At 61.8% G+C, this 11,866-nt stretch carries 10 protein-coding genes and 1 tRNA gene; 6 read left to right on the top strand and 5 right to left on the bottom strand.

Annotation, left to right across the window (positions count from 1 at the left end; translation table 11 throughout):
- Window positions 1-174 precede the first annotated feature (174 nt).
- A complete protein-coding gene (locus tag Q0331_RS03165) occupies window positions 175-1,392 on the top strand; it encodes an IS481-like element ISCje1 family transposase (RefSeq protein WP_298074804.1) in 1,218 nt (405 codons plus the stop codon).
- A 26-nt stretch (window positions 1,393-1,418) separates the two neighbouring features.
- On the opposite strand, the gene Q0331_RS03160 is transcribed toward Q0331_RS03165, so the two are convergent.
- Window positions 1,419-1,494: transfer RNA gene (locus Q0331_RS03160), tRNA-Arg, on the bottom strand.
- 166 nt (window positions 1,495-1,660) lie between these two features.
- Between Q0331_RS03160 and Q0331_RS03155 the strand changes: the two genes are divergently transcribed.
- Window positions 1,661-3,190 (top strand): glutamate--cysteine ligase, encoded by a 1,530-nt coding sequence (locus Q0331_RS03155; protein WP_298074802.1) that lies wholly within the window; start codon window positions 1,661-1,663, stop codon window positions 3,188-3,190.
- A 13-nt stretch (window positions 3,191-3,203) separates the two neighbouring features.
- On the opposite strand, the gene Q0331_RS03150 is transcribed toward Q0331_RS03155, so the two are convergent.
- Complete coding sequence (locus Q0331_RS03150; protein ID WP_298074800.1) at window positions 3,204-3,998, bottom strand: enoyl-CoA hydratase; 795 nt, start codon at window positions 3,996-3,998, stop codon at window positions 3,204-3,206.
- A 67-nt stretch (window positions 3,999-4,065) separates the two neighbouring features.
- Window positions 4,066-4,923 carry an aldo/keto reductase gene (locus tag Q0331_RS03145; protein ID WP_298074798.1) on the bottom strand — a complete coding sequence of 286 codons (858 nt, stop codon included), beginning with the start codon at window positions 4,921-4,923 and terminating at the stop codon, window positions 4,066-4,068.
- Window positions 4,924-5,071: 148 nt separating this feature from the next.
- Here Q0331_RS03145 and Q0331_RS03140 point away from each other — a divergent pair, with 148 nt between their 5' ends.
- Both Q0331_RS03140 and Q0331_RS03135 read left to right on the top strand, forming a co-directional pair.
- Complete coding sequence (locus tag Q0331_RS03140; protein ID WP_049049636.1) at window positions 5,072-5,953, top strand: ABC transporter ATP-binding protein; 882 nt, start codon at window positions 5,072-5,074, stop codon at window positions 5,951-5,953.
- Window positions 5,950-7,170: an ABC transporter permease gene (locus Q0331_RS03135; protein WP_298074795.1), complete on the top strand. Its 1,221-nt coding sequence runs from the start codon at window positions 5,950-5,952 to the stop codon at window positions 7,168-7,170. Before Q0331_RS03140 ends, Q0331_RS03135 begins: the two co-directional genes overlap by 4 nt.
- Window positions 7,171-7,174: 4 nt before the next feature.
- On the opposite strand, the gene Q0331_RS03130 is transcribed toward Q0331_RS03135, so the two are convergent.
- Both Q0331_RS03130 and Q0331_RS03125 read right to left on the bottom strand, forming a co-directional pair.
- The gene (locus Q0331_RS03130; RefSeq protein ID WP_035005105.1) at window positions 7,175-7,534 is read right to left on the bottom strand and encodes an FKBP-type peptidyl-prolyl cis-trans isomerase; all 360 of its coding nucleotides are present in this window, start codon (window positions 7,532-7,534) and stop codon (window positions 7,175-7,177) included.
- Between the two features lie 133 nt (window positions 7,535-7,667).
- A complete protein-coding gene (locus Q0331_RS03125; RefSeq protein ID WP_298074792.1) occupies window positions 7,668-8,945 on the bottom strand; it encodes a citrate synthase in 1,278 nt (425 codons plus the stop codon).
- 361 nt (window positions 8,946-9,306) lie between these two features.
- Here Q0331_RS03125 and serC point away from each other — a divergent pair, with 361 nt between their 5' ends.
- Window positions 9,307-10,464, top strand: a complete 1,158-nt coding sequence (gene serC, locus Q0331_RS03120; RefSeq protein WP_298074790.1) for a phosphoserine transaminase — start codon at window positions 9,307-9,309, stop codon at window positions 10,462-10,464.
- A gap of 136 nt (window positions 10,465-10,600) precedes the next feature.
- Window positions 10,601-11,791, top strand: coding sequence for a septation protein SepH (sepH, locus tag Q0331_RS03115; protein ID WP_298074788.1), 1,191 nt, complete (start codon window positions 10,601-10,603; stop codon window positions 11,789-11,791).
- Window positions 11,792-11,866: the final 75 nt, after the last annotated feature.

The following is an 11,866-nucleotide window of genomic DNA, read 5'->3' as shown; positions in this document are numbered from 1 at the left end:
GTGTCTGGTTCGGTGACATCGTTCCGCATGTCTCATGAGATCGTTCCGGTGCCGAGAACCATCATGTCTCGTCACATCGTTCCGGTAAAAAACCACATGCCCTGCAACACACCAAAGTTGCCCCAAACACGCTGAAACTGATGTCTCGCGACATCGTTCCTCCATGCTGAACCCATGGAGAAACCAGCGCCGAAAATCATCATCGAAACCATGCTCGCTACTGGTATGACTCAAGCCGAAGCAGCCCAACATTTCGGCGTGACAACCCGTTGGATCCGAACACTTCAAAAGCGTTACAACGAAGGCGGCGTGGAGGCACTGACCCCCAAATCAAAACGCCCTCATACAAATCCACGCGCCACCACCCCTGACACAGTCGACCGCATCCTCCAACTACGCAACGAACTGACCAACCGCGGCACCGACGCAGGAGCCCACACCATCCGCTGGCATCTCGAACAAGAAGACACAACCCCACTGCCAGCAACAGCAACGATCCACCGCATCCTCAAAAACAACGGACACGTCACACTCCAACCACAAAAGCGTCCCCGCAGCTCATGGATACGATTCCAAGCAGACCAACCCAACGAAACATGGCAAATGGACTACAGCGACTGGACCATCGCTGGCCACCAACGCGTCGTTATCCTCACAATCCTCGACGACCACTCACGCTACGTACTACGCTGCCAAGCGTTTAACAGCGCAACCGTCACCCACGTCATTGAAGCCTTCGCCTACACAGCCGCTATCCACGGTTACCCACAATCAACCCTGACCGACAACGGACGAGCATTCACAACCAGCAACGACCGCACCAACCCAGCACGCAATGGCTTCGAACAACTCCTCCTAGACCTAGGGATTGAACAGAAAAACGGCAGACCCTATCACCCACAAACCCAAGGCAAAGTTGAACGCTTCCACTACACGCTCAAACTGGCACTACGCAACAAACCCCAAGCTAGAGACATCGACAACCTCAACGAACAACTCGATGACATCATCGACTACTACAACAACAAACGCCCCCACCGAGCGCTCAACCGATGTACCCCTGCAGAGGCCTACAACGCTTTACCCAAAGCGCACCCCCGCCCTGGCGCCAAGACTCATGACTACCGCCTACGCACCGACAAAGTCGCCAAAAACGGCAAAACAACACTGCGATGGGGCGGACAACTCAGACGCATCTATATCGGACGCCGATGGACCGGAGAACCCATCACCATCATGTGCGTAGACAACACAGCGGACATCAAAATCACCGCCACGGGGCAACATATAGCCCACTACACACTGACACCCGACAAGATCTACTACAACCAAAAAGACAACGAACTCAACCCCAACCCGGGCAACAAGAATAAAGAAAGCCCCGAGACATAACCGGAACGATGTCTCGAGACATCACATGGCGCCCCAGAGAGGAATCGAACCTCCGACACCGGCTTTAGGAGAGCCGTGCTCTATCCACTGAGCTACTAGGGCAATCGCACGGAATCCGTGCGAGGTACATAATACAAGCCCGTCAACGCTCCCCGTTAACCAGCCCTTTTGGTCACCGCACCCCAGTCCCCCAGCGCACCGGAACGTGTGGGCGTCCACACCAAAGAACCCCTACACCACACCCGCAGCGAGGCTACGATTAAGAAGCATGGGCGACGCAGTATCTAAAGATACCTACACACCGAAACAACGCACCCGCTTCCGCGAGCGCCTCAACGCCGAGCTGGAGGTCTTCGACAAGCACCTGCAGAGCGCAGAGTTCATCAACCAGGGCACCATCGGCCTGGAGCTAGAGATGAACCTCGTCGGCGACGACATGCAACCCAAGCGCTGCAACGTCGGCGTGCTGGAGAAGCTGGAAGAAACCCACCCGGGGGAATACCAGTCCGAGATCGGCTCCTTCAACGTGGAGATGAACCATCCCCCGCTGGCCATCACCGGCCGCGGGCTCGAGCAACTGCAGGAAGGCCTCGACGAGCGCCACCGCGCAGTGCAGAAAGCCGCCAAAGAACTCGGCTCCCACGCCGTGATGATCGGCACCCTTCCGACCCTGACCACCGACTTCCTCAGCGATCCCGCCTGGATCACCGACGAGAACCGCTACAAGGCTCTCAACAACGCCATCCTCGAATCCCGCGGCGAGCTCGTCCGCATCGAACTCGAAGGCGCCCTGCCCGGCCGAGTGCTCGGCACCGTCGATTCCTATAGCCACGACTTCGAGGACATCGCGCCGGAATCCGCCTGCACTTCAATGCAGCTACACCTGCAGGTCGCGCCAAACCTCTTCGCCAACGCCTGGAACGCCTCCCAAGCCATCGCTGGCGTGCAGGCAGCGCTCAGCGCCAACTCCCCACTATTCGTCGGACACAAGCTCTGGCACGAATCGCGCATCCCCGTCTTTGAGCAGGCCATCGACACACGCACGGCAGAGCTCGTCAACCAGGGCGTGCGCCCGCGCGTGTGGTTCGGCGAACGGTGGATCACCAGCGTGTTCGACCTCTTCGAGGAAAACGGCCGCTACTTCTCCCCTCTCCTACCGGAGGATCGCCTGGAGGCCGGCACCCCCATCATGTCCGGTGACAGCCCCGGCCTGCACTACATGAACCTGCACAACGGCACGATCTGGCGCTGGAACCGCCCGATCTATGACCCGAACCTGGAGCTCTCCCACATCCGCGTCGAAAACCGCCTGCTACCCGCCGGCCCCACCACCGCCGACATCGTCGCGGACGCCGCCTTCTACTACGGGCTCGTCAAGTTCCTGGGCACGCAAAATCGCCCCGTATGGTCGCGGCTTTCTTTTGAGGACGCCCACAGTAACTTCCTCGCCGGCGCCCGCGAAGGGCTGCGCGCCAGCATGCGCTGGCCGCGTGTAGGGACCGTGCCGGTTCGGGAGTTGATTACGGAGCACCTGCTCGACCAGGCCCGCGAAGGATTGGAACTGCTGGACGTTGATCCCGAACTGATCGACACGTACCTGGGGATCATCGAAGGCCGTGCCCGCAGCGGACAAAACGGTGCAACCTGGCAGCTGGATACCCTAAACCGGCTGGCCCCGAACAGCGAGCCGGATTCCCCAGAGCGCGCCGAGGCGCTCGCCACCATGATGCAGCGATACATCGCCCACCAGGCCAGCGGTCAGCCGGTGCACACCTGGTCGGTGGAAGGCCGCGACTAGAACAGCTGGGATTTTAGCGGCCTCTGAATTGCGGCGCGCGTTTCTCGGCGCGAGCCCGGCGCGCCTCCTGCACGTCCTCACTGGCCCAGATGTCCACCATCATCTGCTGCAACTCCGCATCCGCGTGCATGTCGGGGCTGTTGAACACGCGCTTTGAATGCTCCATGGACAGCGGAGCCTGGCGCGCCACCCGATGCGCGAGGGCGGTGGCGTTGGGGGTGGCGTCATCAAGAACCACAGAAAAACCCGTTGCCTGGGCTTGTTCGGCACCTACCCGGGCGCCCGCCAAGAACACGTTGCGGGCCAGCGCGCCGCCCAACAGTTCGCGGGCTCGGGCGTGGGTCCACAGATCCAGGGCGAAGCCGTGCTCGGCAACAGGTACCCAGCAGGCACCCTCGTCGGCGAATACGCGCAGGTCGCAAGCCAAAGCGATCTGGCAGCCCGCGCCGACCGCCGGGCCGTGAATATCGGCGATCACCGGCACCGGGGTGGTCTGGATGGCCGAGAGCATGTCCTCCATGGCGGACCAAAAATCATCGGCATACACGCCACCCGAGAGGTCCGCTCCGGCGCAGAAAACGGGCCCCTCACCGCGAATCAAAATGGCGCGCACCCCGGCGGCAGTGAGGGCGCGGACGGCCTCGGCGACGGCGGTGGCGATGGCGGCGTTGAGGGCATTGCGCTTCTCCGGGCGGTTAAGGGTGATCACGCCGACCTGCGGGGCGGCGGCATTGCTTGCACTACTGGCATTGCTTGCTTTGCCTGCCCCGACGGTCTCTAGATGAGTGATGACGTGCCCTGCGCTCATGGCTAGCAATGTACCGCAGGCGCGGTGCCATACGCGGGTGTTTCGCGCGAACCCGCGCGGAGTTTCCCTAGCCCTCCAGGCCGGCGTGGAAGGTCAGCGGGTCGCCGCCGATGCGGCCGTCTTCCACGTCCAGAGCCTCGATGGCGGAAACCTCGTCGGCGGAAAGCTCAAAGCCGAAGACGTCGAAGTTCTGGCGCACGCGCTCCACCTTGGAGGAACGCGGGATAACCACGTCGCCACGCTGGATGTGCCAGCGGATGATGGCCTGCGCCACGCTCACGCCGTGCTCGGCGGCGATCTTCGCGATGGTCGGGTCGGTCAGGTTCTGCCCCTGCCCCAACGGCGACCATGCCTCGGTGACGATCCCGCGGTCGCGGTTGTCCGCGCGTTGCTCGGCCTGGCTAAAGCCTGGGTGGATCTCGATCTGGTTCACGGCCGGGGTGTGGCCCGACTGCTTCAGGGCATCCAGCGCCTCGGGGTAAAAGTTGCACACGCCGATGCTGGTCGCGCCGCCCGCCTGCTGGATCTCCGCCATAGAGTCGTATGCCTGCACGAACTTGTCGGCCTGCGGGCACGGCCAGTGCAGCAGGTACAGATCCACATAGTCCATCCCCAGCTTCTTCTGGGATTCCGCGAATGCTTCCTTACCACGCGCCTGGTCGGCGTTCCACAGCTTGGTGGTGATGAACAGCTCCTCGCGCTGCACATCCCCGGCCTTCACCGCGTCGGCAACGGCGCGCCCCACGGCCTCCTCGTTGCCGTAGATCGCGGCGGTATCAATGTGGCGGTAGCCGGTCTCGATCGCGGCGCGCACCGAGGTGTAAGTGTCCTCGTCGCTCAACTGCCACACGCCCAGCCCCAGCTGAGGAATGGCCTTGCCGTCGTTCATTTCAAGGGTCGGTACTGCATTGTTCTTTTCGCTCATGGCCTCTTTTGTACGCCACTTGCGCCATTCCCGCGACGGCACTGGCACAGGCTTTATCACCGACCTAATGCATTCGCATATGAGACAATAACCGGGATCCTTCTTATTTCGACTAAGGATTCAAACCAACAAAATCCACAAGGAATATATGGAAGCTCTCTATATCAACAACCTCAATAAGAGTTACGGGGACCACCAAGTCCTCCACGACATGACGCTCCAGGTACAGCCTGGTGAGATGTACGGTTTCGTCGGCTCCAACGGTGCCGGCAAGTCCACCACCATGCGCATCGCACTGGGGGTGCTCGCGGCGGACAGCGGCGAGGTGCTTCTGGGGGATCGGCCGATCGACGATGATCTGCGCCGCCGCATTGGCTACATGCCGGAAGAGCGCGGCCTGTACGCGAAGGAGAAGATCGGTGACCAACTGCGCTTCTTCGCCCGCCTCCACGGCTTGAGCGACAAAGCGGCCCGGAAGAACGCAGAAGGCCTGCTGGAACAGCTCGGCCTGGCCGAGCGCTCGGACGACAAGCTGGAGGAGCTGTCGCTGGGTAACCAGCAGCGCGTCCAGCTGGCGGCCTCGCTAATCCACAACCCGGAACTGCTGATCCTGGACGAGCCCTTCTCCGGCTTGGACCCCGTGGCCGTGAACGTGATGAGCGACCTGCTTGTTGAGCGTTGCAACGCCGGCGTGCCGGTCCTGTTCAGCTCCCACCAGCTGGATCTGGTGCAGCGCCTGTGCGACCGCGTGGGCATCATCGCCAAGGGACGTATGAAAGCCGAGGGCACCGTCGACGAACTGCGAACCCGCGGCCCCATCGTCTACGAGGTGCGTACTCCGGCGCGCGATTGGTACCCCCAGGGCACGCGCCTGGTCGAGGACTTTGGCGAGGGCGTGCTGCTCGAGGCTGAGACTACGGACCTGGATCAGCAGATCCTGCAGGCTGCGCTGGCCACCGGCCCGGTCCACTCTTTCTCCCGCCGTATCCCGCACCTTGCAGAGCTCTTCCAGGAGGTCGTCGAATCATGAGTTATTCTTCCCCGAACACCATCGCCACCGTCGCCAAGCGCGAGATCCAGGTGGCCTCCCGCAGCAAGGCGATCATGTTTTCCTTGATTGTCGTCATCGCCGTCATGCTCATCGGCGTGTTCGTCGGCGCATGGTTCGCCGGCAAGGACGACGGCAACGAAACCCCGAAGCTCGGTCTTGTGGGGATTGAGAAGGAGTTTGTTGACGCCGCCTCGGCCTCCACCGAAGGCACCCCAGAAGGGACTGAAGGTTCCGGTGGCGTGGAGACGGAAACCGTGGGCTCCCGCGACGAGGCTTCCTCTAAGGTGACCGACGAAGACCTCGATGCAGCCCTGGTGAAGACTGATTCCGGCTACGAGCTTCTCGCCGAAGGAAAGCCCGACCCCGTGATCCTCAGCACCGTTAGCGCTGCGATCAATGCGCACGCGCAATCCGAAGCGCTAAACAAAGTGGGCGTTTCCCCCGAGGAGTTCGCCGACGCCACGCCCTCCGTGCAGTTGGAGACCGTGGACTTAAAGGCAGATGACGCGATGGAGGCCAACGGGCCGCAGATTGTCACCGCCATGGTCGGTGTGATGCTGATGGCCTACTTCATCATCCTCTTCGCCGCGAACGTCGGCGGACGCATCACGGAGGAGAAGTCCTCGCGCGTGGTGGAGATCATCCTGGCTTCCGCCCGCCCAATGGATTTCCTGGCTGGCAAAATCATCGGCAACACCGTCTTCGGTTTCATCGGCACCGCAATCATCCTGGTCATCGGCGCGGTCGCAGTGTCCGTCTCCGGGCTGTTGGGGGACGTGGATTTCGACTACACAGTGGTGGCTCTAATGCTGCTGGCCTTCTGCATCGGCATGCTGTTCTTTGGCAGCCTGTACGCGGCAGCAGGCTCTTTGGTTTCCCGCACGGAGGATCTGCAGTCCACCCAGGCTCCGATCCTGCTGTTCATTATGGGCATGACCTACGCCCCGCTGTTCGGCCTCAGCAACATGGAATCCACGTTCATGCAGGTGCTAGGTTGGGTGCCGCCGTTTAGCCTGACGGTCGCCCCGATGAACATGGCGGCGGGCACAATGAGCCTACCGCAGGTTCTGCTGAGCTTCCTCATCGCCACCATCGCGACGGTTCTGGTGATTCTGCTGGTGGCCCGCGTCTACCGCAATTCCATCCTGAACAACGGCAAGAAGATGAGCTGGACCAAGGCGCTAAAGGGCGCCTAGCGTCTTAGTTCACGGCGATCAGGTCAATAATGAAGACCAGCGTGCGGCCAGATAGCTGGTGCCCCATACCGGCCGGGCCGTACGCCTTCTCCGGGGGAATGGTCAGCTTGCGGCGACCGCCGGCACGCATGCCCGGGATGCCCTCCTGCCAGCCCTCGATCAGGCCAGAGAGGGGGAACTCAATGGACTCGCCGCGATCCCAGGAAGAGTCGAACTCCTCGCCAGTCTCGAAGTCCACTCCCACGTAGTGCACCTCCACCATGCCACCCGGCACGGCCTCTGCACCCTCGCCGACCACCAAATCTTCAATCACCAGGTCCTGCGGGGCGGGGCCATTCGAGAGGTCGATCTGCGGTTTACTCATGGGGGAAGTCTCCTTTAAGAACTGATAGCTTCTCGAAGCTCCACCCTAGCAAAACGCGAAACGCCCCCTTGGGGGCATACGCATTGCGTAGCTGAACCCAAGGGGGCGTCACCAAGAAAAGAACAGAGAGTTCTTAGAGCTTGCGCGCACCCTCGCCGGTGTAGATCTGGCGCGGACGGTTGATCTTTGCGGTCGGATCGTTGACCTGCTCCAAGTAGTGAGCGATCCAGCCCGGCAGGCGGCCCATGGCAAACAGGACGGTGAAGAAGTCCGTCGGGAAGCCCATGGCGCGGTAGATCAGGCCAGTGTAGAAGTCAACGTTCGGGTAGAGCTTGCGGGAGATGAAGTAATCATCAGCCAGCGCGATCTCTTCCAGCTTCATAGCCAGATCCAGCAGGTGGTCACCACCCAGGTGATCCAGAATCTCGTGTGCGGACTCCTTGACGATGGCCGCGCGCGGGTCGTAGTTCTTGTAGACGCGGTGGCCGAAGCCCATCAGCTTAACGCCCGGCTCCTTGTTCTTCACGCGGTTCATGAAGTCGGTAGCGTCGCCACCGTTAGCGTGGATCTCCTCCAGCATCTCCAGAACGGCCTGGTTAGCGCCGCCGTGCAGCGGGCCGGACAGGGCGTTGATGCCTGCGGCGATGGAGACGAACATGTTGGCCTGGGAGGAACCAACCATGCGGACGGTGGAGGTGGAGCAGTTCTGCTCGTGGTCAGCGTGCAGGATCAGCAGCTTGTCCAGAGCCTTGGTAACCACCGGGTCGTCCTCGAAAGGCTCGGTCGGGTAACCGAACATCTGGCGCAGGAAGTTCTGGCGCGCGTTCATGGAGTTATCCGGGTACATGTACGGCTTACCCTTGGAAGCGCGGTAAGCGTAAGCAGCCAGCATCGGCACCTTCGCCATCAGGCGGTAGGTGTTCAGCTTCTGGTGGTCCGGATTCAGCGGATCCAGGGAGTCCTGGTAGTAGGTGGACAGAATGTTCAGGGAGGAAGCCAGAACGCTCATCGGGTGAGCGTCGCGCGGGAACACGCGGAACTGAGCCTTGAAGTCCTCATCCAGCAGGGTGTGCTTGCGGATGTTGCCGTTGAACTCCTCTGCCTGCTCCTTGTTCGGCAGCTCGCCGTTGATCAGCAGGTAGGAAACCTCATTGAATGTTGCGTTGTTAGCCAGGTCGGCGATGTCGTAGCCGCGGTAGCGCAGGATGCCGTTTGCACCGTCGATGTAGGTGATAGCGGACTTGGTGGAACCGGTGTTCACGTAGCCGGGATCCAGGGTGGTCAAGCCGGTTTCTGCCAGCATCTTACCCAGTGCAACACCGTCGTTACCTTCGGTGGCGTGGACAATGTCCATCTCGTACTCTCCACCTGGGTAGTGGAGAACGGCCTTGTCCTGATTATCAGTAGCCATTGACATCCCTTTCTGAAATGTTCACGTGCCTGCCCGCAGCGAATGTTGTAGCGATTACTTTTGGTAGAAGCTTGCGCCGGCACCGATGGAGCGGAACACAGATTCACGGTTTCACTTGTAAATTGTAGCCGCTTTAGGGCTTCCCCGTATGGCGTTACTTGCATAGCAAAGCCGACGGGGGGATACGGCACACTGTAGTGCCTATGTGACGCGCACGACAGACTGCCTGGGTTAAGCGGGGGTAAAACACTGCGCCACCACCCACGATTCTTATATTTTTGACACCTTTAGGCCACGTAGTCCGCGTGAAGGTCTACCCTATAAAGTCAAGCGCAAAAAATACGAGCGATCAGAGGGAAAGATGAACGCACCTGCCAACGACCAAAACACCCTGCCCACCATCCCCGCGGAGTTCATTCCCGCCGATGGCCGCTTCGGCTGTGGCCCGTCCAAGGTTCGCCCAGCCCAGCTGCAGGCCATCCAGGACAACGCCGCCATTCTGGGCACCTCTCACCGCCAGGCTGGCGTGAAGGACGTCGTCGGCTCCGTACGCGAGGGTCTGTCCCAGCTGTTCAACCTGCCGGAGGGCTACGAGATCGTTCTCTCCCTGGGTGGCGCCACCGCTTTCTGGGATGCCGCTTCCTTCGGCCTGATCCGCAACAAGTCCGCGCACCTGACCTACGGCGAGTTCTCCTCTAAGTTCGCCAGCGTCTCCAAGAAGGCTCCGTGGCTGGACGAGCCGCAGATCGTCGCGGGCGAGCCAGGCACCGCTCCGTCCCCGAGCGAGCTGGATGGAACCGATGCCGACCTGATCGGCTGGGCGCACAACGAGACCTCCACCGGCGCAATGGTTCCGGTCACCCGCCCGAAGGCCGCTTCGGACGACACCCTGGTCGCCATCGACGCAACCTCCGGCGCCGGTGGCCTGCCCGTCGACCTCAACGAGGCTGACGTCTACTACTTCAGCCCGCAGAAGTGCTTCGCCTCTGACGGTGGCCTGTGGCTGGCAGCCTTCTCCCCCGCCGCCCTGGAGCGCGTGGAAGAGATCGCCGCTTCCGACCGCTACATCCCGGCCTTCCTGGACCTGAAGACCGCCGTGGATAACTCCCGCAAGAACCAGACCTACAACACCCCGGCCGTCGCTACCCTGTTGATGCTGGACGACCAGGTGAAGTGGATGAACGCCAACGGTGGCCTGGACGGCATGGTGGCCCGCACCACCGAGTCCTCCAAGACCCTGTACAGCTGGGCCGATGCCCGCGCAGAGGCCACCCCGTTTGTGCAGGATGCGGATGCCCGCTCCCTCGTTGTCGGCACCATCGACTTTGACGAGAACATCGACGCCGCCAAGATCGCCAAGATCCTCCGCGCCAACGGCATTCTGGATACCGAGCCCTACCGCAAACTGGGCCGTAACCAGTTGCGTATCGGCATGTTCCCGGCCATCGACCCGGAGGATGTCAAGAAGCTGACGGGCGCCATCGACTTCATCCTCGACGGCGGCCACGCTGCCAAGTAAGGCGCTATCCAGCTACTGTTTCGCCATCATTTAGCGACTGAATCCGCTCACCCTCCAACCGAGCTTTTAGCTAAGGTTGGAGGGTGATGTTAATAACACCGCCGTCATTTGCCGCATCATCCGTCAGGAGGCCACGTTGCAAGAGCTGAAATTTGTCGTCGCCGATAGCGATGCCTCGTCGCTCGTGCTGCGCGCCGTTGACCCCGCCGTCGGCGGCCCCATCGCCGAGTACTTTCTTCCCGTCACTGACGAGTTGCGCTCCTTTCTTAGTGAGGCCCCCATGGACAGCGCGGGCAGCGCTTCCGTAGAAACTGAAGGTGCTGAACACCCCGCGGCTTCCGAAAGTTCCGACTCTGACACCACCAGCGCGGCCAGCGCCACCAGCACGCCCAGCCCTGGCGGCTCTACCGATGCCGCCACGGATGCCGCAGATGCACACCGGGAGGAGGAGCAAGCAGCAACCCGCGCTGAGGAGGAAGCGGTGGAGGCCGAGGTGGCGTCACTATTCCAGGGGCGCGGACAGGACCGCCCTAACGCGCGTCCGCACCGCACCCGGATTTCGATGTCCCCGCGCGTGATCCAGGATCGCATCCGCCACGGCGCTACCGTCGCCGAACTGGCAGACGAGGCGGACACGGACGAGTCCCGCATCGAGCCCTATGCGTGGCCGATCCTGCAGGAGCGCGCACGCATCGCGGAGCTCGCGCACGCGGCGCTGCCGGTAAACGGGGATGGCGTATCGAACCAGCCGCTGTGGGAGGTTCTGGCCACCGCTCTGGCGGCGCACGGGGAGTCTCTTTCGGACGCCGAATGGGATGCCTACCAGAACTCCACCAAGCAGTGGATCGTCACCGTGTCTTGGGAAAAGGACGCGGCCGGGCGCACCAACACGCACGTCGCGGAGTTCATCATCGAGCTGCGTGGCTCGGAGAAGGCACTGGCACACCCGCACAACAGCATCGCAGGCGACCTGGTGAACCCGCGCTACGGGCAGCCGGTGCGCAGCGTTTCCCCGGTGACGCCCCTGCTGCACTCAACGCAGGATCCCGAGGATCAGTACTGGGAGGACGACCAGGCCGATCAAAACCGGCAGAGCGACCGATCCGCTGGGGCTGGAGCTCCCGGGGCTCCCGGGGATCCCGCCGCGCAGGGCACTCCCCCCGCTGGCGACGATTCCCCTGCGGAGCGGGGCGACCGCGGCGATAATGAATTCCTAATGCACCCCGACGCAAAGGCTGCGAAGCCGAAGCGGAAGCGCAAGGCCGTCACCCCGCACTGGGAGGACGTCCTGTTGGGCGTGCGCACCAACCCCAAGAAGAAGAACTAGGCGATAGAAGGAGCCACAGCTGTGACCCTGGTGACCCTTTGGTTTGTGAATGCTGCCAACCCCAGCACCGTGGTG

Source organism: uncultured Corynebacterium sp., assembly GCF_937999985.1.
In the GTDB taxonomy this organism is placed as follows: Bacteria; Actinomycetota; Actinomycetes; order Mycobacteriales; family Mycobacteriaceae; genus Corynebacterium.
This window is presented reverse-complemented; position numbering and strand designations above follow the sequence as displayed.

What these genes read in the sequence shown, in the direction of transcription:
- Q0331_RS03165 (WP_298074804.1), top strand. Translation starts at nt 175, where the DNA reads ATGGAGAAACCAGCGCCGAAAATCATCATCGAAACCATGCTCGCTACT.
- Q0331_RS03155 (WP_298074802.1), top strand. Translation starts at nt 1,661, where the DNA reads ATGGGCGACGCAGTATCTAAAGATACCTACACACCGAAACAACGCACC.
- Q0331_RS03150 (WP_298074800.1), bottom strand. Translation starts at nt 3,998, where the DNA reads ATGAGCGCAGGGCACGTCATCACTCATCTAGAGACCGTCGGGGCAGGC.
- Q0331_RS03145 (WP_298074798.1), bottom strand. Translation starts at nt 4,923, where the DNA reads ATGAGCGAAAAGAACAATGCAGTACCGACCCTTGAAATGAACGACGGC.
- Q0331_RS03140 (WP_049049636.1), top strand. Translation starts at nt 5,072, where the DNA reads ATGGAAGCTCTCTATATCAACAACCTCAATAAGAGTTACGGGGACCAC.
- Q0331_RS03135 (WP_298074795.1), top strand. Translation starts at nt 5,950, where the DNA reads ATGAGTTATTCTTCCCCGAACACCATCGCCACCGTCGCCAAGCGCGAG.
- Q0331_RS03130 (WP_035005105.1), bottom strand. Translation starts at nt 7,534, where the DNA reads ATGAGTAAACCGCAGATCGACCTCTCGAATGGCCCCGCCCCGCAGGAC.
- Q0331_RS03125 (WP_298074792.1), bottom strand. Translation starts at nt 8,945, where the DNA reads ATGGCTACTGATAATCAGGACAAGGCCGTTCTCCACTACCCAGGTGGA.
- serC (WP_298074790.1), top strand. Translation starts at nt 9,307, where the DNA reads ATGAACGCACCTGCCAACGACCAAAACACCCTGCCCACCATCCCCGCG.